Annotated in this window: 18 protein-coding genes; 5 read left to right on the forward strand and 13 right to left on the reverse strand. The window is 60.9% G+C overall.

Translation table 11 applies throughout. The features are described from left to right. Nucleotides 1-3 precede the first annotated feature (3 nt). Nucleotides 4-861, forward strand: a complete 858-nt coding sequence (locus tag LPW29_RS03705) for a PH domain-containing protein (protein WP_238626929.1) — start codon at nucleotides 4-6, stop codon at nucleotides 859-861. A gap of 29 nt (nucleotides 862-890) precedes the next feature. Next, nucleotides 891-1,067, forward strand: coding sequence for a hypothetical protein (locus LPW29_RS03710; RefSeq protein ID WP_238626930.1), 177 nt, complete (start codon nucleotides 891-893; stop codon nucleotides 1,065-1,067). A 24-nt stretch (nucleotides 1,068-1,091) separates the two neighbouring features. Here the strand turns inward: LPW29_RS03710 and lpxA are convergent, their stop codons facing one another. The 13 genes from lpxA to rpsB form a co-directional block, all read right to left on the reverse strand. Continuing rightward, nucleotides 1,092-1,880, reverse strand: a complete 789-nt coding sequence (gene lpxA, locus LPW29_RS03715) for an acyl-ACP--UDP-N-acetylglucosamine O-acyltransferase (protein ID WP_238626931.1) — start codon at nucleotides 1,878-1,880, stop codon at nucleotides 1,092-1,094. Continuing rightward, a complete protein-coding gene (fabZ, locus tag LPW29_RS03720; protein WP_238626974.1) occupies nucleotides 1,877-2,326 on the reverse strand; it encodes a 3-hydroxyacyl-ACP dehydratase FabZ in 450 nt (149 codons plus the stop codon). The genes lpxA and fabZ overlap by 4 nt, the downstream gene beginning before the upstream one ends. Nucleotides 2,327-2,388: 62 nt before the next feature. Next, nucleotides 2,389-3,435: a UDP-3-O-(3-hydroxymyristoyl)glucosamine N-acyltransferase gene (lpxD, locus tag LPW29_RS03725; RefSeq protein WP_238626932.1), complete on the reverse strand. Its 1,047-nt coding sequence runs from the start codon at nucleotides 3,433-3,435 to the stop codon at nucleotides 2,389-2,391. A 5-nt stretch (nucleotides 3,436-3,440) separates the two neighbouring features. After that, entirely contained in the window at nucleotides 3,441-3,923 is a 483-nt protein-coding gene (locus LPW29_RS03730; protein ID WP_238626975.1) for an OmpH family outer membrane protein, read from the reverse strand. Nucleotides 3,924-4,020: 97 nt separating this feature from the next. Then, complete coding sequence (bamA, locus tag LPW29_RS03735) at nucleotides 4,021-6,324, reverse strand: outer membrane protein assembly factor BamA (protein ID WP_238626933.1); 2,304 nt, start codon at nucleotides 6,322-6,324, stop codon at nucleotides 4,021-4,023. Between the two features lie 6 nt (nucleotides 6,325-6,330). Then, on the reverse strand, nucleotides 6,331-7,692 hold the full coding sequence (gene rseP / locus LPW29_RS03740; protein WP_238626934.1) for an RIP metalloprotease RseP: 1,362 nt from the start codon (nucleotides 7,690-7,692) through the stop codon (nucleotides 6,331-6,333). Continuing rightward, on the reverse strand, nucleotides 7,692-8,903 hold the full coding sequence (gene ispC / locus LPW29_RS03745; RefSeq protein WP_238626935.1) for a 1-deoxy-D-xylulose-5-phosphate reductoisomerase: 1,212 nt from the start codon (nucleotides 8,901-8,903) through the stop codon (nucleotides 7,692-7,694). Before ispC ends, rseP begins: the two co-directional genes overlap by 1 nt. 108 nt (nucleotides 8,904-9,011) lie before the next feature. Continuing rightward, nucleotides 9,012-9,833, reverse strand: a complete 822-nt coding sequence (locus tag LPW29_RS03750) for a phosphatidate cytidylyltransferase (protein WP_238626936.1) — start codon at nucleotides 9,831-9,833, stop codon at nucleotides 9,012-9,014. Between the two features lie 3 nt (nucleotides 9,834-9,836). Beyond that, nucleotides 9,837-10,583, reverse strand: coding sequence for a polyprenyl diphosphate synthase (gene uppS, locus LPW29_RS03755; RefSeq protein ID WP_338018673.1), 747 nt, complete (start codon nucleotides 10,581-10,583; stop codon nucleotides 9,837-9,839). Between the two features lie 26 nt (nucleotides 10,584-10,609). Next, nucleotides 10,610-11,167, reverse strand: a complete 558-nt coding sequence (frr, locus tag LPW29_RS03760; protein WP_238626937.1) for a ribosome recycling factor — start codon at nucleotides 11,165-11,167, stop codon at nucleotides 10,610-10,612. Between the two features lie 5 nt (nucleotides 11,168-11,172). After that, on the reverse strand, nucleotides 11,173-11,901 hold the full coding sequence (gene pyrH / locus LPW29_RS03765) for a UMP kinase (protein ID WP_090252699.1): 729 nt from the start codon (nucleotides 11,899-11,901) through the stop codon (nucleotides 11,173-11,175). An 80-nt stretch (nucleotides 11,902-11,981) separates the two neighbouring features. Continuing rightward, nucleotides 11,982-12,860, reverse strand: a complete 879-nt coding sequence (tsf, locus tag LPW29_RS03770) for a translation elongation factor Ts (RefSeq protein WP_238626938.1) — start codon at nucleotides 12,858-12,860, stop codon at nucleotides 11,982-11,984. 72 nt (nucleotides 12,861-12,932) lie between these two features. Further along, on the reverse strand, nucleotides 12,933-13,721 hold the full coding sequence (gene rpsB, locus LPW29_RS03775; RefSeq protein WP_238626939.1) for a 30S ribosomal protein S2: 789 nt from the start codon (nucleotides 13,719-13,721) through the stop codon (nucleotides 12,933-12,935). 206 nt (nucleotides 13,722-13,927) lie between these two features. Here rpsB and map point away from each other — a divergent pair, with 206 nt between their 5' ends. The 3 genes from map (at nucleotide 13,928) to dapC (ending at nucleotide 18,696) form a co-directional block, all read left to right on the forward strand. Beyond that, nucleotides 13,928-14,698 carry a type I methionyl aminopeptidase gene (gene map, locus LPW29_RS03780; protein WP_090252693.1) on the forward strand — a complete coding sequence of 257 codons (771 nt, stop codon included), beginning with the start codon at nucleotides 13,928-13,930 and terminating at the stop codon, nucleotides 14,696-14,698. Between the two features lie 10 nt (nucleotides 14,699-14,708). Then, a complete protein-coding gene (glnD, locus tag LPW29_RS03785) occupies nucleotides 14,709-17,417 on the forward strand; it encodes a [protein-PII] uridylyltransferase (protein WP_238626940.1) in 2,709 nt (902 codons plus the stop codon). A gap of 85 nt (nucleotides 17,418-17,502) precedes the next feature. Then, nucleotides 17,503-18,696 (forward strand): succinyldiaminopimelate transaminase, encoded by a 1,194-nt coding sequence (gene dapC, locus LPW29_RS03790; protein WP_090252691.1) that lies wholly within the window; start codon nucleotides 17,503-17,505, stop codon nucleotides 18,694-18,696. The last annotated feature ends 58 nt before the right edge of the window (nucleotides 18,697-18,754 follow it).

Raw genomic sequence — 18,754 nt, forward strand, 5'->3', positions numbered from 1 at the left:
GCCTTGAACGACAAGCCCAAAAAAAGGAGTTTCTGGAGCCGCTGGCTTCCCCACATCCTGTTCTGGTCCACCCTGCTCAGCCTCATGGGCTCGTTGGTCTTTCTGGGACGAGCAGCGCTGTTCTCGCTGACCCTTTTCATCGTCCTGTTCCCCGTCACGCTGATCGTCATGCTGGTCCGCTGGTGGCCGTCGCGCCCTTGCCAGTCCCTGCCCAACAGCCGACGGTGGAAACGCCGCCTGAATTTCACCTCCGCTGGCGTGCTGGTGGCAGCCGCCATCAATGTATTCTCAGGGTTAAATTTTTTTGGCACGCCACTCGGCACGACCCTCCTGGTAGCCGGCACCCTGCTATTGCCCGCCGCCATGGTAGCCGCCCTGGTCTCCTTCTCGCTGAGTCGGGAGGAGGTTACCGAGGACCTGCTGGAACCTGACGAGGACATCCTGTTTCGCGCTGACACCCACTGGGCCATCTTCTTGCCACCCATCCAGCTCCTCACCCTCTGCATCCTGCTGTTGCTGGGGCCGTTTGGCCTGGGAGGTGAAGTGATCGCCGCAGTGGTGTATGTGGTGATCGTGCCGGGCGTGATGGCACGGGCTCTGGCCATTTTTCTCAATACGGAGGTGTCCGTCACCGACCGACGATTGATTACGGTCACCGGCACGCTACTGCGCAGAAAGCACATCGTGGACCTGGAGAACATCAAGGCCGCCGGGGTGGCTCGGGGCCGACTTGGCCGACTCCTGGACTACGGCAAAGTCGGCATCATTGATCGCGATGGCAGCAGCATCAAGCTGCCGGGGATTGCCGATCCATCGAGCCTGCAGGCCATGCTGGATCCAACCCACTCGGCCACGCTCTAAAGCATGGCTGAAGCGAGGAGGTAACAACCGTGAAAGTGGAAGTCACCGTGGAATTGGACGTCAACCTGAGCAAGGTCAAACTCTCTGACGTCAAGACCCTCGCCGAGCGCCTGATCGCCCCCAATCAGGTGGAGGCGGTTCAAAGTGTGCGCATCCTGGATGTGCGCCTCAAGGACAAGAACACTGGATCGGATGGGCCCGGGTAACGGGGTCTATACCGACATCGTGACTCAGTTCTCGCTGCGACGACCTGAGCGGATGATGCCACGCTGGCTGTTCTGGATAAAATCGACGAACTCGGCCACCTCGGGATGGATGCGCGCCAGCGGTTCCACGGCTTTCAGACCCTGGGTGCGGTCACGGCCTCTCAGCAGCAGCTTGAAGGCTTGGTGCAGGGCACGCACTGTCTCAGCCGGGACGCCGCGCCGCTTCAGCCCCACCTTGTTGATGCCCACCGCACGTGCGTAGTTACCCGTGGCCAGGCAATACGGTGGCAAATCCCGGTTCAAGGCAGCGCCCATACTGGTGAAGGCCTGGGTACCCACCCGGCAGAATTGGTGCACCAGGGTGAACCCCCCCAGAATCGCCCGGTCTCCCACATGGCAGTGGCCTGCCAACGACGCGGCGTTGGAGAACACCACATGATTACCGACATCGCAATCATGAGCGATGTGCACGTAAGCCATGATGAGATTGTCCGACCCCACCCGGGTGCAGCCCCCACCTTTGGGCGTCCCGCGACTCAGGGTTGTAAATTCGCGAATAATGTTGCGATCCCCCACCTCCAAACGGGTGGATTCGCCACGATAGCCAATGTCCTGCGGGGCCTCTCCCAGGGAGGCGAACTGGTATACCTGGCAGTCCTCACCCAAGGTGGTGTCACCGCTGATCACTACATGAGGGCCGATCCAGGTGCCTCGACCAACCTTCACATCGGGGCCAATGACGGAGAAGGCCCCGATGCTGACGCCTTCGCCTATCCGCGCGCCGGGATCCACTACGGCACGGGGATCAATCATGCTTCTACATCCTTGCCCGCACACATCAGCACAGCAGTGGCCACCACCTTGCCATCCACCTTGGCCTCCGCCTCAAAGCGCCAGATGCCACGCACGGTGCGCACATGTTTTACGTGCAGATGCAACTGATCTCCGGGCTCCACCTGACGGCGAAACCGGGCTTCATCGATGCCCACAAACAGGTACAACTGTTGTTTGTCTCCGGACTCGCCCCGCTCTTCCTGCGTCTTGAAGGCAAGCAAACCCGTCGTCTGTGCCAGGGCTTCGAGAATGAGTACCCCGGGCATCACGGGTCGAATGGGGAAATGGCCCTGAAAATAGGGCTCATTAAAGGAGACATTCTTGATGGCGTTCATGTACTCCCCGGGCTGGTAATCCAGCACCCGGTCCACCATCAGGAAAGGAAAACGGTGCGGCAGATAACGCAGCACCTCATGTATGGTCATTTGATCCACTTTATTATCCTGTTCTTATCCGAGAAAAACCGTCGTCGCGGCGGCGAAAGACCTCAACGACGCTGCCTGGCCCCTGGATTGCCTTCCTGCTCCAGCCCTCTCACCCTGCGAAAGAGTTCCCCCAGTCGGCGCAGATGGGCCAGGCTGCGGTTCCATTCCCGCGCCGGTGCCTGGGGAACCCCGGAAGAATAGACCCCCGGTTCGCGGATGGAATGGGTTACCAGCGTCATGGCAGTCACGGTGACATCATCCGCGATCTCCAGGTGCCCCAGTATACCCGCACCGCCACCGATACCGCAGCGGCGACCAATGCGGGCACTACCCGCTATGCCCACACAACCAGCCACGGCAGTATGGGCACCGATATGAACGTTGTGCGCCACCTGTATGAGGTTATCCAGTTTCACCCCATCCTCAATGATCGTGTCATCCAGGGCACCTCGATCAATGGTGGTATTGGCACCCACTTCCACGTCATCGCCAATACACACGCTACCCACCTGCGGCACTCTCAACCAGGCTTCACCCTGGCGGGCAAAACCAAAACCATCCCCGCCGATGACAGCCCCCGGCTGGACAAGAGCGCGCCGCCCAAGCCGCACCCGGGGGCCCAGGGTGACACGCGCCACCAGGCGAGAATCCTCTCCCACCTGGCATCCCGCCTGGAGAAAACACCCGGGCCCCATGATCACACCCGGACCGATTTGACAATCCGCCTCCACAACGCACTGCGGTCCCACCTGAGCCGTTGGGTGCACCTCGGCCCGATCGCTGATACAGGCGCTTGGGTGAATGCCGGGGATGGCCACAGGATCCGGGTGAATCCGTCGTGCAGCCTGAGCATACGCCACGTGGGGATGTTCACAGACCAGCGCCGGCACCGGGCAATGGGGCAAGTGCGCCGGAGACAGGATCACTGCCCCGGCCTGGGTTTCAATCAGTGAGTCCCGATAACGATCATGCGCCATGAAGGCCAATTGACGGGGACCAGCCCGATCCAGAGGCGCCAGTGATTCAATGGACGACCGCGAGTCGCCCCCATGCAATTCAACCTGCAGAAACTCGGCCAGGTCCGCCAGTGTGATGACCGTATCCGTCATCCCCCTCAGCCGCCAGCCTGATGCTGCCGGCGCAATTCTTCCAGCACCCCATCGGTGATATCGATACGATCGCTGGCAAACAGAACCGTGCGTTCGGTGACCACGAGATCCACCCCCTGCTCTCGGGCAATCTCCAGGATCACGTTATGTACCAATCGCTGCAGACGTGCCAACTCATCATTGCGCCGGACGTTCAGATCTTCCTGGAACATGTCCTGGGCACGCTTGAACTCCCGGGACCGGGTGCGGAATTCTCGCTCCAGATCCAGGCGCTCCTCGGAACCCATGATATCGGTGTCACGCTCAAGACGCTGCTGCAACCGGCGCAGCGCGTCGCGTTCGGCCACCAGTTCGGCGTCCCGAGGCGCAAATTCCTCCTCCAGGGCACTCAGCGAGGCCTCCGCCTGGGGGGATTGCTCCATGACTCGATTGATGTTCACGAAGGCGACGGAGTCCGCCGCCAGCACGCTCCCAGGCAGCATCCCCATCAGGACCAGTAGCAGTCCGGCGACAACTTGCGAGATATGGCTCTTCAAACGTGTTCTCCGCGGCAATGGGGACGCCCGTACAGTGACTCCCCGTATCTCAGAAGGAAGCGCCAATATTGAATTGGAAGGACTGGAGCTTGTCACCGGGTTCGTCATTTAAAGCCTCGGCCAGACTGAAAGTCAACGCGCCCACCGGCGACAACCAGGTCATGCCCACCCCGACCGAGGCGCGGATCTCATCGGCCTCAAAGTCCTCGTAACTGGGGTAGACCTGACCGGCGTCCAGGAACAGGCTCATGCGCACATTGGCGGCCTCTTCCATGAAGGGCGGCGGAAAGATCAACTCGGCCCCACCCAGCACACGGAAATTACCGCCAAAGGGGTCATGACGGCTATCGCGGGGACCCAAGCTAAGATCCCGGTAACCGCGCACGGAGCGCGTACCGCCCGCGAAATACTTCTCGAAGAACGGCAGATCCCCGGTATCCCCATAGGCCTCTCCATAGGCCACTTCCCCGGAAAGCTTGAAAGTGATCTTTTCCCGCACCGGCGTGAACAGTTCGTTGCGATAGTCGATCTTGTAGTACTCCAGATCGCTGCCAGGCACGGAGAACTCCAGCGTCCCCCGCTGCAAATTCCCCTTCTCGGCGAATACTGTACGATTGCGGGTGTCGTGACTGAGACTGGCCGTCAAGGTGTACAGATCAAACTGATCTCCCTCGGTGTCCAGGTACTCGAAGATCTCGTCGGGCGTATTGTCCGAGGTCAGGATCTCGATACTCTCGAATCCGGGCGTGATACGGAACGTATCGTACTCGGTCAGCGGAATACCGTAGGTGAGGTTGGCTCCCAGTCGGTTGGACGAGTAACGGGAGATATCCGCCCGGAATGCATCGGTCTCCCGATAAAACACATTAAAGCCACGGCTTACACCATCAATGGTGTAATAGGGGTTGGTGTAGGACAGGCTGTAGAGCGTACTGACCTGACTGTTGTTCACCGCCAGCGATACGCGATTGCCCGTGCCGAAGAAGTTTTCCTGCGAGACGCTGGTGTTGAAAAGAACCCCCTGACTCTGGGAATAACCTGCACCAATCATGAAGTTACCCGACAGACGTTCACGCACGGAAATATCCAGGTCCACCTGGTCCTCGGTACCGGGGACACGGCGTGTTTCCACATTCACTTCCTCCACGTAGGAGAGACGCTGTAAACGCACCTGGGAACGGTCCACATTGGACGCGGAATACCACCCACCCTCCATCTGTCGCATCTCGCGGCGGAAGACTTCATCGCGGGTGCGGGTGTTGCCACTGAAATTGATACGTCGCACGTAAACCCGCTGCCCAGGATCCACAAAGAAGGTCAGCGCTACAGTGCGGTTGTCTTCATCCAGTTCGGGAATGGGGTTCACGTTGGCGAACGCATAGCCCTCGTCTCCCAGCCGATCGCTGATGGCATTGGCACTGCGGGTAATGCGGCTGCGCGAAAAGGTGTCGCCGGACTCAACCTCCAGCAACGCGCGCAGTGCCTCCTCCCCCACGACCAGATCACCCGCCAGACTGACCTCACTGATGGCGTACTGCTCACCCTCATCAATATTGATGGTGACGTAGATATCCTTGCGATCCGGGGTCAGCGTGACCTGGGTGGAATCGATATTGAAATTCACAAAACCCGAATCCAGATAACGGGAACGCAAGGCCTCCAGGTCCCCGGAGAGGCGCTGGCGTGAATAGTGATCGCGACGGCTGAAGGGGTTGTACCAGGGGGGGGCTCCGGATTCGAAGCGACCGGTCAGTTCCTGGTCGGAATAGGTCTCGTTACCCACCAGGTTGATTTGCTGGATGCGAGCCACCCGGCCCTCGGCAATATCAATCACGACATCCACGCGATTACGGGGCAGTTCATCCACATCCACGTCCACCTGGACGTTGTATTTGCCCCGTGCGAAATACTGCTGAAGCAGTTCGTTCTCCATCCGCTCAAGCACGCTGCGATTGAAGACACGGCCGCGGGCCATTCCCACCTGCTGCAGGGCGTCCATCAACTGTTCGGTCTTGATGTCCCGGTTACCACTGATGCGAATCTCGTTGATGGCTGGCCGCTCCTCGACTGTCACCACCAACACCCCATCACGCCGCAGCAGGGAGACATCCGAAAAGAAGCCGGTACGGTAAAGGGCACGAATGACATCGGCACTCTGGGCCTCGTCGAAGGTGTCACCCACCCCCACCGGCAGATAGCTGAAGACGGTACCGGCAGCGATGCGCTGCAGGCCCTCCACCTCGATGTCTTCAATGACAAAGGCATCATTACTGGCATGCAGGATGGTCGGTGTACTCGACAAGGCAATGGCCAGGCCCGTACCGGCGATCAGACGTCGCACCTCAAGGAACATTCAGATTCAACCCAGGATTCGCATGAAATCGTTGTAAAAGGCCAGCGTCATGAGCATGGCGATCATCACCAGGCCAATGCGCTGGCCGATGGCTTCGGCGGTCTGTGAGACCGGACTGCCTTTGATGATCTCCACCACGTAGTACAGCAGATGCCCCCCATCCAGGATGGGCACGGGCAGCAGATTAATAATGCCCAGACTCAAACTGACAATGGCCAGAAAGCTCAGAAATGCCGACAAACCAATAACGGCGCTCACACCGGCATACTCAGCAATGCTCACGGGGCCAGCAATGTTACTGGCCGCCGCCTCTCCGGTGATCAGACGCCACATCACGCGCAGAGTCAGTACCGACATATCCCAGGTGCGTTCCACCCCCAGGGCGATGGCCTGGAACGGACTGTAACGCACCTGGCGCTGCATGGCCTCGGCGGCCTCGTTATCCACATGAGGCCAGGCGCCGATTCGGCCGATACGCTCCCCTTCTTCCTCGTGAACTTCGGTCTGCAGGGTCAGTGTGACAGGTGAACCGTCCCTCTCCACACGTACTTCCAGCGTCTCACCCGGACGCGCGCGGACATGATCGACCCAGGCGGCCCAACTGGAGAGGGCTGCCCCATCCACACTCAGGATACGGTCTCCCGTTTGCACGCCGGCACGGGCGGCCGGCCCGTCGGCCAACACCTCGCCAAAGACCGGTTCGGACCAGGGCCGCCAGGCCTCGATCCCCAATTTATCCAGGAGGGCACCGTCAGCCAGCAACTGGCGCCGATCGGTCAGGTCCAGTGTTCTCCACACCTCCCGCCCACCGGCGGTGCGCACGAGCACCTCCACCTCCCGGGCATCCAGCCCCTTTTCGAGCAGATTGAGCGCCACGAGTTCCCAGGTCGGCGTGGACTGATCTTCCACTCGCAGCACCTCATCCTGGCGTTCGAAGCCCGCCTGATCGGCCAAGGACCCGGGCATCACCTCGCCCACCAGCGGCTTCACTCCTGTGACACCGACGATGAACATCAGCGTGAAGGCAGCGATGGCGAAGAGGAAATTGGCAGTGGGACCGGCAATCACGATCGCCATGCGGCGCCAGACGCTCTGGCGGTTGAAGGCACGAGGTAAATCCTTATCGGCAACCGGTTCCTCGCGCTCGTCCAGCATCTTTACGTACCCACCCAGTGGGATGGCGGCAATCACATATTCGGTGCGGTCTCGACCGGCTACGCGACGCCAAAGCGGTCGCCCGAAGCCCACCGAAAAACGCAGCACCTTCACGCCACAGCGACGTGCCACCCAGTAGTGACCGAACTCATGCACGGTAACCAGCAAACCAATGGCCACGACAAAGGCCAGAACGCTGATCAGAAAGGTCATCAAGCCGTGACCCGCCGATCAAGCCCGCCGGCCGTGATACTTGCATAGGCCACTGCGCGGGCCGCCTCATCGGCTGCCAGAACCTCTTCCAGTGTATCGGCCGCCCCCAGCTCCATGGTCTCCAGGCAGTGGGATATCACCCGCGGAATATCGGTAAAGCGGATACGTGCATCCAGGAAGGCCTCGACAGCCACTTCATTGGCGGCGTTGAGAATCGCAGTGGCCGTCCCACCCGCCTCAAAGGATTCGTAGGCCAGACGCAGACACGGGAAGCGATCCATATCGGGACGCTCGAAGTCCAGCCGGGCTACCTGCACGATATCCAGTGGCTCCACGCCTGAGGCAATACGTTCTGGCCAGGCCAGGGCATGTGCGATAGGGGTGCGCATGTCGGGATTGCCCAACTGGGCCAGTACCGAACCGTCGGAGTAGGAAACCATGGAGTGAATTACGCTCTGGGGATGCAGCACCACCTCCACCTTGTCCGGCGTGGTATCGAACAGCCAGCACGCCTCGATCAGCTCCAGTCCCTTGTTCATCATGGAGGCGGAGTCCACTGAAATCTTTCGCCCCATCACCCAGTTGGGATGCGCACAGGCCTGCTCCGGGGTCACCGCCTCCAGATCCGAGGCGGCATAGGCACGAAAGGGGCCGCCAGAGGCGGTCAGCAGGATGCGTTCAACACCCACCCGGTTCAGGCCCCGATCGAAATCGCCGGGCATGCACTGAAAGATGGCATTATGTTCGCTGTCGATGGGCAGGAGTTCGGCGCCACTTTGACGGATCTGATCCATGAAGATTCGCCCGGACATGACCAGGGCTTCCTTGTTGGCCAGCAACACCCGTTTGCCGGCCCGCGCTGCGGCCAGGGAAGGCAGCAGGCCAGCGCCGCCGACAATGGCTGCCATCACGTAATCGGTCTCGGGCAATGAGGCCACGTGTGCCAAAGCTTCGGGGCCTGACATCGCCTCTGTCTCCAGCCCGGCGGCCTTCAATCCGGCGACCAGCATCCCTTCCTGAGCGGGATCGGCCACCACGGCGTAGGCAGGCCGATGAACACGGCACTGTTCCACCAGGCGGTCCACGTTACCGTTGGCAGTGAGCGCCACGGCCCGGTAAAGCTGAGGATGACGTGCCATCACGTCCAGGGTGTTGACGCCGATGGTTCCGGTGGCGCCGAGAACCGTTACGCCCTTGGGGGAAGCAGCCATGGAAAGACTCCCGGTACTCATACAGTCATGTTGACGCTGACGGACATCGCCGGCGCGTGCAGGATACCGGATCGGAGGCATCAAGAAACCCCGACCCCTTGCCGTGGGCTATCTTGCCATAATTCCGGCCCACAGGAGACCGATCAGGAAGACCGGCGCGGCGGCGGTCAGGCTATCGATGCGATCCATGACCCCACCATGTCCGGGAAGAAGGGTGCCGCTGTCCTTGGCCCCGGCCTCCCGCTTGACCAGGCTCTCGAACAGATCACCGGCCACCGAAATCAATGCGGTGATCACACACAGGGCCACGAAATAAAACCACCATCCCGGCGTCACCCCGAACCCCCAGGCACCCAGCAGCCCGAAGGGTATGATGGCCGCAACGGCCCCGAGCAGCCCCTCTCGGGTCTTGCCCGGGCTGATGGAGGGCGCCAGTTTCACCCGACCGAACCGTTTTCCGGTGAAGTAGGCTGCCGTGTCGGCGGTGGCGGTGAGCAACACCAGGTACAACACCCACAACGGCTGGGATTGATGAAACCAGACCAGTGCGATCCAGGCCGGGATCAAGGTCAGCGCCCCCGCCAATCCCAGCCCGTAACGGCGCAGTGCCTCACGCTCTCCTTGCCCCGGCGTGTACAGGGCAAGCACGCCCAGCACGCAAGCCCACCACACCACACCAACCGCCACGGGCCACAAGTGCGCCTGAACAAAGACGAGCCACCAGGTCACCCCTCCCAATATCGCCAGGGACCCCACATAGGCGGCCCGAACCGGCGCTTCATCCAGCCCGCACAGGCGACTCCATTCCCAGGCCCCAAGCAACGTGACTGCCAACATGGCCACCGCAAACACACCACTGGGCAGCAACAGGACGGTCGCCACCACGGCTGCCGCCAGGAATATGCCGGTGATCACCCGCTGCTTAAGCATCCCCTACTCCCGTCCCGCGATCTGTTCCTGGATATGCCCAAAGCGCCGTTGACGCCCGGCATAATATTCAAACGCCCGGCCCAGCTCCTCTTCCTTGAAATCCGGCCACAGCACGTCAGTAAAGAACAACTCGGTGTAAGCCAGTTGCCACAAGAGGAAATTACTGATGCGCTGCTCGCCACCGGTACGCACAAATAGATCCGGCTCGGGCAGGCCCGCAGTGGACAAGTGCGCCTCCATCACCTCGGGGGTAATGTGCTCAGGATCCAGTTCACCACAACGCACCTGCTCGGCCACTGCGGCCGCGGCATGGGCGATGTCCCAACGGCCCCCGTAGCTGACCGCCACCACCAGCTCCATCCGCTTGTTTTCACGGGTGCGCTCCTCGGCATCGGCCATTCTTTTCTGGAGCTTTGAGGAAAAGGCGGCGCGCTCGCCAATGAAACGCAGGCGGATGCCTTTCTCCACCAGTTCTGGCACCTCGCGGCCGATAGACCCAACAAACAGATCCATCAACGTGCCCACCTCCTGACGGGGGCGACGCCAGTTCTCGCTGCTGAAGGCGAAAAGGGTCAGAACACGAACACCCTGTTCGACACAGTAGCGCACCGCCATGCGGGCGGAATTCACGCCCTGACGATGACCTTCGGTTCGGGGAAGCATGCGCGAGCGGGCCCACCGGCCATTACCATCCATGATGATGGCCACATGGCGCGGCGTGCCCGTCGCATTCACGGGAAATGGTGTCACTGCGTTATCGAGTCCATCCGCGAGAATCAGACGGCCATGAGTTCTTTTTCTTTCTGGGCCAGCACCTTGTCCACTTCGGCAATGTACTGATCGGTCAGCTTCTGTACAATTTCCTGACCCTGGCGATCATCATCCTCAGTGATGGACTTATCCTTGAGCAGCGACTTGAGCTCGCTGTTGGCATCCCGCCGGATATTGCGGATCGCCACCCGGGCGTTTTCCGCCTCATGGCGCACCACCTTGACCAGTTCCTTGCGCCGTTCCTCGGTGAGGGCCGGCATGGGCACGCGGATCACGGTGCCGACGGACGAAGGGTTCAGGCCCAGATCCGAATTCATGATGGCCTTTTCCACCTTGCTCACCATATCCCGTTCCCAGGGCGTCACGGTCAGGGTACGCGCATCCTCCACGTTGACGTTGGCCACCTGATTGATGGGTACATTGCTACCGTAGTACTCCACCTGTACATGGTCCAGCAGGCTGGTGTGGGCACGGCCCGTGCGGATCTTGGCCATTTCCAGCCGCAGGGAATCGATACTCTTGCCCATGCGGGTGGCGGCATCATCTTTTATGGCATCAAGCATGTCACTCAACCTCTCTCGACCAGGGTACCCACGCGCTCGCCCATGACGAGCCGCATGAGTTCCCCCTCCTTGAATATGTTGATCACCCGAAGGGGCATATCGTTATCCCGACACATGACAATGGCTGTGGCATCCATGACCCCCAGACGCGCGGTCAGGACCTCGTCGAAGGTCAACCGCTCATAACGCTTGGCATCGGGATTGTGCATGGGGTCGGAATCGTAAACACCGTCCACCTTGGTGGCCTTGATCATGACATCGCAGTTCATCTCGATGGCACGCAGGCTGGCGGCAGTATCAGTGGTAAAAAAGGGATTGCCGGTACCGGCGGCAAATACGACGATGCGACCCTTTTCCAGATGACGCACCGCACGGCGACGGATGTAGTCCTCGCAGACCTGATTGATCTTGAGCGCAGACATGACCCGACAGAACTTGCCGACCCGCTCCAGGGCATCCTGCATGGCCAGGCCGTTCATCACGGTGGCCAGCATGCCCATGTGATCGGCGCTGACCCGATCCATACCGGCCTGGGCCATTCCAGCCCCCCGGAAGATATTACCTCCGCCGATCACGATGGCCACCTCGACGCCGAGTCGGCTCAGTTCAGCCACCTCGCGAGCCACCCGCCCCAACACATTAGGACAGATCCCGTATTCCAGATCTCCCATCAGGGCCTCGCCACTCAGCTTCAGCAGGATTCGCTTATAGGCAGGGCGGGTGTCGTCAGTCATGGGTAACCTTGATGGCTGGATTGTCGGTCCCCGGGGCCATGGGCCCCGGGTTTTGGGGCAGTGTTTTCTTTAAAACAATATCAGGAGCCCTTCGCTTGGGCCATGACCTCTTCAGCGAAGTTCTCCGTCTTCTTCTCAATCCCTTCGCCCACTTCAAAACGAGCGAACTGTCTTACCTGGGCACCGGCGGTCTTGAGCATCTGGCCCACCGTCTGGTCAGGATCCTTGACGAAGGGCTGACCCAGCAAGGTGACTTCGCTCAGATATTTCTTGATACGCCCGGTAATCATCTTGTCAATGATTTCAGCCGGCTTACCGCTTTCCTCAGCCTGGGCGCGGAAAACGGCCTCTTCCTTCTGGAGCAGGTCCTGAGGAACCTGACTCTCGTCCACGCACACGGGGTGGCTGGCGGCGATATGCATGGCCACGTCGCGAGCCAGATCCTGATTGCCGCCGATCATTTCCACCACGACACCAATGCGGGTGCCATGGAGATAATGGGCCAGCTCACCATCTTCACTGGCGAAGCGTTCGAAGCGGCGCACCTGGACATTCTCGCCAATCTTGGCCACCAGGGCTGCGCGAGTCTCCTCGAGGCTGCCTTCGGGGCCGGACAACGCCATCAGGGCGTCCACGTCGGCGGGCTGCTGTGCCAATGCCTGTTCGGCCACCTGGGCAACAAATGCCTTGAAGTTCTCGTCCTTGGCCACGAAGTCGGTTTCGCAGTTGACTTCGACGATAGCGGCACGACGATGATCGTCCGAGTTGGCCACCATCACCTGCCCTTCGGCAGCGACACGATCAGCCTTCTTGACGGCCTTGGCGGCACCGGACTTGCGCATCTGCTCGATGGCGGCGTCCATGTCGCCATTGGCGGCTGTCAGGGCCTTCTTGCACTCCATCATGCCTGCGCCGGTGGTCTCGCGCAGTTCTTTGACCATGGATGCGGTAATCTGCATGGGGATACTCCTGAGAATTCGTTTGCAGCGCCCCGCCGATACCCGATGGGCATCGGCAGAGCCCGGGAAGAGTTACCTGGCCTCAGCCTGGCCGGCTTCGGGGGCTGGCGTGGGTTCAGCGGCCGGGGCGGGCGCCTCGCCCTTCTCCTCGGCGAACTCTTCGCCGGCACCGGCACGGGCCACATTCAAGGCGTCATTGATGGCATCCGCAGCAGCGCTGACGTACAGCTGGATGGCACGCATGGCGTCATCATTGCCGGGAATCACGTAATCAACGCCATCAGGGGAGTTGTTGCTATCCACCACGGCCACCACCGGAATACCCAGCTTGCGGGCTTCGCTGATGGCAATGCGTTCGTAACCCACGTCGATCACGAACAGGGCATCGGGCAGGCCGGGCATATCCTTGATGCCGCCCAGGCTGCGGTCGAGTTTTTCCATCTCGCGGGTGCGCATCAGGGCTTCCTTCTTGTTCAGAACCCTGAGGCTACCGTCTTCCTGCATGGCCTCCAGATCCTTGAGGCGACGGATGGATTGGCGCACGGTCTTGAAGTTGGTCAGCATGCCCCCCAGCCAGCGATGGTTCACATAGGGCATCTTGCAGCGCTTAGCGTGCTCAGCCACCAGATCACGGGCGGAACGCTTGGTCCCCACGAACATGATGTTGCCACCGTTGGCGGCCATCTTGCCCAGGTAGTTCATCGCGTCGTTGAAGCACGGGACCGTCTTCTCGAGGTTGATGATGTGGATCTTGTTGCGGTGACCGAAGATGTACTGATCCATCTTCGGGTTCCAGTAGCGGGTCTGGTGTCCGAAATGAACGCCCGCTTCGAGCATCTGACGCATGGTCACGTTAGGCATAATGATTCTCCTGAGGGTTGAGCCTCCATACGCCCCGCATGGCAACCCGAAAAGGGCACCCAGCCATGAGTGACGGCGTATGTGTGGATTCGATAGAGTGGACGCTCCCGGCGGTCTGGTTTGCATGGAGCGCGGGCGCTTTATACCATAAACGGTCTTTCACAACAAACGCATAGCGCGTCACAACCCGCCATGGACCCCACCTGATGCCCGTATCCATCAAGACCCCGGAAGAGATCGAAAAAATGCGCGTGGCCGGCCGTATGGCCGCCGAAGTTCTGGAGATGATCACGCCCCATGTGCAGGCCGGGATCACCACCGGCGAGCTGGACGAACTCTGCCATCACCACATTGTCAACGTACAGAGGGCAATACCTGCGCCATTGAACTACCGGGGCTTTCCCCGCTCCATCTGTACCTCACTGAACCACCAGGTGTGCCACGGCATTCCCGGGGAACGTCGCCTGAAGGATGGGGACATCCTGAACATTGACATCACCGTGATCCACGACGGCTACCATGGCGACACCAGCCGCATGTTCATCATTGGCAAACCCTCGGTGAAGGCACAGCGCGTGGTGGATATCGCCCATGAGGCCCTGTGGCGAGGCATCCGGATGGTGCGTCCCGGCGCCCGCCTGGGTGACATCGGCCATGCTGTGCAAACCTACGCCGAGGCTGAACGGTGCAGCGTGGTGCGCGAATACTGTGGTCACGGCATCGGCCGGGAATTCCACGAGGATCCCCAGGTGCTGCACTTCGGTTCGCCCGGCGAAGGCATGGAACTGCAACCGGGCATGACCTTCACCATCGAGCCCATGGTGAATGTCGGCAAACGTCACACAAGACTTCTGGCCGACGGCTGGACAGTGGTCACCAAGGACCACAGCCTGTCGGCCCAGTGGGAACACACCATCCTGGTGACCGAGGAAGGCCACGAGATCCTGACCCTGCGCAAGGACGAGCGCATCAGCTGAGAGCCAGCCCATGCCCACCTTGAGGCCCCTGCCGGAATCCATTCAACAGCGCCTGGACTGGGAGGCGCAAGAGCAACGGTTGCGTGCCCATTCCCCGCCGCACCGGCAAACCTATGTGGATACGCTCAACCACGTACGCCAGGCGCTGGAGACCGCCTTCGCCGAAGGCTGCGCCGTGACCGACCTGGTGCAGGCCCGGGCCGCCACCATGGATCGATTACTGATCACCGCCTGGGAGGCCATGGACCTGCACCGGGAAAAGACGCTGGGCCTGGCCGCCGTGGGGGGGTATGGACGGGGCGACCTGCATCCGGGATCGGATGTGGATATCGTGATCCTGTATGAGAATGAGATCTCCCCGGCCACCGAGGAACGCCTGGGCGCCTTCGTGACGTTTCTTTGGGATATTGGCCTGGAACTGGGGCATAGCGTGCGTAGCCTGGAGGACTGCAGCCGTGAAGCCGCCGCCGATATCACCGTGGCCACCAACCTGCTGGAATCCCGTGCCCTGACCGGCCCGGACACCCTGTTCTCGGAGCTGGAATCACGCATCAGCCCGGAGCGCATGTGGAACAGCCGGGCCTTTTTTGCCGCCAAGCTGGATGAACAGGAGGCCCGTCATCAGCGCTTTGGCGAGACTGCTTATCGCCTGGAGCCCAACCTCAAGGAAAGCCCCGGGGGGCTGCGCGATATCCAGATGATCGGCTGGGTCACCCAACGCCACTTCGGCTCCAGCGCCCTGGCGGAACTGGTGGCCCACGGCTTTCTCACCCAGGCCGAATACCACGACCTGATGGATGGCCAAGCCTTTCTGTGGCGGGTGCGTTTTGCCCTGCACATGCTCAGCGGCCGCAAGGAGGATCGACTGCTGTTCGATTATCAGCGCCGCCTGGCCAACCTCCTGGGCTTTAGTGACCACGACCACAATCTGGCGGTTGAACAGTTCATGCAACAGTACTTCCGCACCGTGATGGAACTGGAACGGCTCAATGAAATGCTCTTGCAGCATTTCAGCGAGGCCATCCTGCTGGATGACACCGATGATGACATCGTGCCCATCAACCGGCGTTTCCAGGCAAGGCGCGGCTTTCTGGAGATCACCCACCCCCGGGTGTTCCGGCAGTACCCCCCTGCCCTGCTGGAAGTCTTCCTGCTGCTTCAGCAGCATCCGGATCTCAAGGGCATCCGCGCGTCCACCATCCGCGAGATCCGTGCCCACCGCGGCCTGATCGATGACAAGTTCCGCCAGGACCTGGCCTGCCGCAGCCTGTTCATGGAGATTCTGCGTCAACCCCATGGCGTCACTCACCAGTTGCGCCGCATGAACCGCTACGGGGTACTGGCCGCCTACCTGCCCACCTTTGCCCTGATCGTGGGACGCATGCAGTACGATCTGTTTCATGTCTTCACCGTGGACGAACACACCCTGGCTGTCATCCGCAACCTGCGGCGCTTCGCCAACAGTGAGCATGATCACGAACTCCCCGAGTGCTCGCGCATCTTTCGGCGCATCCCCAAGCCAGAACTGCTTTACCTGGCCGGTCTGTTTCATGATATTGCCAAGGGACGCGGCGGTGACCACTCGGAACTGGGCGCAGAAGAGGCACGGGAATTCTGTCTGCGTCATGGGCTGGCCCTGTACGATGCCAACCTGGTGGGCTGGCTGGTTCGCGCCCACCTGCTCATGTCCCTCACCGCCCAGCGCCGGGACATCTCGGATCCGGACGTGGTCATGGAATTCGCCTCCCAGGTGGGCAATACCATGCGCCTGAACTATCTCTATCTGCTCACCGTGGCCGATATTCGGGGCACCAACCCCAAGTTATGGAACTCCTGGAAGAACTCCCTGCTCTCCAACCTGTATGCCTCCACCCAGCGCATGCTGCGTCGCGGGCTGGACAATCCCCCGGACCAGGATGAGCTGGTAGGCGAGGTGCAAACCCACGCACTGGAGCTACTCAAATCTCGCGGCGTGGATGAGGCACACTGTTTCGCCATCTGGAATGACTTTGACGTGGACTATTTCCTGCGTCACTCCGCCGATGAGATTGCCTGGCATACCCGGGCCATCCATGAGGTGGACGAAGAGGATCTGCCGCTGGTCCAGGTGCGTCAGGAGACGGCCCGGGGCAGCACCGAGATCTTCCTCTATACAGAAGACCACCCCCACCTGTTCGCCCTGACCAGCACGGCGCTGACCCAACTGGGCCTGGACATCGTGGATGCCCGCATCATTACAACCAGCAGCGGCCGCACCCTGGATACCTTCCTGGTACTGGAAGATATCGGCCAGCCCATCGACAACCCTTTCAGGGTCCAGGAAATCGGGCGTCTGCTCAAGGAACGCCTGAAGGAGCCTGACCGCCGCCCCGGCATGGTGCGTCGCTCCACCCCCCGTCAACTCAAGCACTTCGACGTCCCCACCGAGGTGAGATTCGCGCCGCATACGCATCATTTGCGCACCGTGTTGAACATCAGCACGGCGGACCGTCCGGGCCTGCTCTCGCGTATCGGCATCATCCTCACCGACTGTCAGGTGAAGGTCCACAATGCCAAGATTGCCACTGCCGGCGAACAGGCCGATGACGTGTTCTATATCTCCAATCTGGATGACACCCCCATCAGCGACCCTGCACAACAGGCGCTGATCGCCTCACGGCTGACAGAAGCGCTGGAGATCGGTTCGGCGGAACAGCCTCCCAAGGAGTTGGCGGTCTAAACCCGTGCCTTCGCCGCCGCAGGCTGACCCTTCATCGTGGTGTCATCTGCCGTATACTATGGCGCCCTTTTCGTGCCCCCAAGACATGAATCCCGATCTGGATCGCCTGCAGCCCTATCCCTTTCAGAAGCTTGCGGCCCTCAAGCAGGGTATCACGCCTCCCGCGCATCTGAGTCCCATTCCACTTTCCATCGGCGAGCCAGCCCACGCGCCTCCGGAGATCGCCCTGCAGGCATTGCAGGCCAGCCTGGCGGGCCTGGGCCGCTATCCCATGACCCGCGGCGGACTGGAACTGCGCCAGGCCATTCGCAACTGGGCCGTGCGGCGCTTCCAGTTGCCATCGGCAAGCCTGGATCCGGAGCGTCAGGTACTGCCGGTCAACGGCACCCGGGAGGCCCTGTTCGCGCTGGCCCAATGCGTGGTGGATCGCACCCGAAGCAACCCCCTGGTGATGATGCCCAACCCCTTCTACCAGATCTATGAAGGCGCAGCCCTGCTGGCGGGGGCCCGGCCGTTCTTCATGAACCTGGAGGCGGATCAGGGGTTCCTGCCGAACCTTGATGCCATCTCCGAGGATCAATGGCAGGACTGCCAGCTCCTTTATATCTGCAATCCCGGCAACCCCAGCGGCACCGTCATGGATGAGGCCTTCATGCAGCGACTGCTCACCCTGGCCCACGCCCATGATTTCATCATCGCCGCTGACGAGTGCTACTCGGAGATCCATTTCACCGACACCGCCCCGCCTCCGGGGATGCTGGGCGCCGCGGTACGAGCCGGTTACACGGATTTTGAGCGGGTGGTGGTCTTCCACAGCCTGTCCAAACGCTCCAATCTACCCGGCCTGAGATCGGGCTTCGTCGCGGGGGATGCCCGGCTTCTGGAGCATTTCCACCAGTACCGCACCTACCATGGCTGTGCCATGGCACCTCCAGCCCAGGCCGCCAGCATTGCCGCCTGGAATGACGAATCCCACGTGCAGGAGAACCGGAGGCTCTACACCCGCAAGTTCGATGCGGTTCTCCCCATCCTGAACGGGGTGCTGGAGGTTCAGCGGCCCGACGCAGGCTTCTATCTATGGGCGCACACCCCCGTTGATGACGACACCTTTGCCCGCGAACTCTTTGCCCGTGAACACGTGACCGTGCTGCCTGGCAGTTACCTCTCGCGTTCCACCGCGACAGGCAATCCAGGCCAAGGGCGGGTTCGCATGGCGCTGGTAGCGCCGTTGGAAGACTGCATCGCCGCTGCCCACCGCATTCGCCGTTACCTGGAGTGAATGAATCCGACCCAGGCGCAATGACAGCAGTGATAATCACCCTTTAAAATTCACACAT

Source organism: Ectothiorhodospira sp. 9100 (assembly GCF_022227565.1).
GTDB lineage: Bacteria > Pseudomonadota > Gammaproteobacteria > Ectothiorhodospirales > Ectothiorhodospiraceae > Ectothiorhodospira > Ectothiorhodospira marina.

Bases quoted from the DNA above. Each gene is read 5' to 3' on its own strand.
- tsf (WP_238626938.1), bottom strand. From the start codon at position 12,860: ATGCAGATTACCGCATCCATGGTCAAAGAACTGCGCGAGACCACCGGC.
- frr (WP_238626937.1), bottom strand. From the start codon at position 11,167: ATGCTTGATGCCATAAAAGATGATGCCGCCACCCGCATGGGCAAGAGT.
- dapC (WP_090252691.1), top strand. From the start codon at position 17,503: ATGAATCCCGATCTGGATCGCCTGCAGCCCTATCCCTTTCAGAAGCTT.
- glnD (WP_238626940.1), top strand. From the start codon at position 14,709: ATGCCCACCTTGAGGCCCCTGCCGGAATCCATTCAACAGCGCCTGGAC.
- map (WP_090252693.1), top strand. From the start codon at position 13,928: ATGCCCGTATCCATCAAGACCCCGGAAGAGATCGAAAAAATGCGCGTG.
- bamA (WP_238626933.1), bottom strand. From the start codon at position 6,324: ATGTTCCTTGAGGTGCGACGTCTGATCGCCGGTACGGGCCTGGCCATT.
- rseP (WP_238626934.1), bottom strand. From the start codon at position 7,692: ATGACCTTTCTGATCAGCGTTCTGGCCTTTGTCGTGGCCATTGGTTTG.
- rpsB (WP_238626939.1), bottom strand. From the start codon at position 13,721: ATGCCTAACGTGACCATGCGTCAGATGCTCGAAGCGGGCGTTCATTTC.
- lpxA (WP_238626931.1), bottom strand. From the start codon at position 1,880: ATGATTGATCCCCGTGCCGTAGTGGATCCCGGCGCGCGGATAGGCGAA.
- fabZ (WP_238626974.1), bottom strand. From the start codon at position 2,326: ATGACCATACATGAGGTGCTGCGTTATCTGCCGCACCGTTTTCCTTTC.
- lpxD (WP_238626932.1), bottom strand. From the start codon at position 3,435: ATGACGGATACGGTCATCACACTGGCGGACCTGGCCGAGTTTCTGCAG.
- pyrH (WP_090252699.1), bottom strand. From the start codon at position 11,901: ATGACTGACGACACCCGCCCTGCCTATAAGCGAATCCTGCTGAAGCTG.
- ispC (WP_238626935.1), bottom strand. From the start codon at position 8,903: ATGGCTGCTTCCCCCAAGGGCGTAACGGTTCTCGGCGCCACCGGAACC.
- LPW29_RS03750 (WP_238626936.1), bottom strand. From the start codon at position 9,833: ATGCTTAAGCAGCGGGTGATCACCGGCATATTCCTGGCGGCAGCCGTG.
- LPW29_RS03730 (WP_238626975.1), bottom strand. From the start codon at position 3,923: ATGGGGATGCTGCCTGGGAGCGTGCTGGCGGCGGACTCCGTCGCCTTC.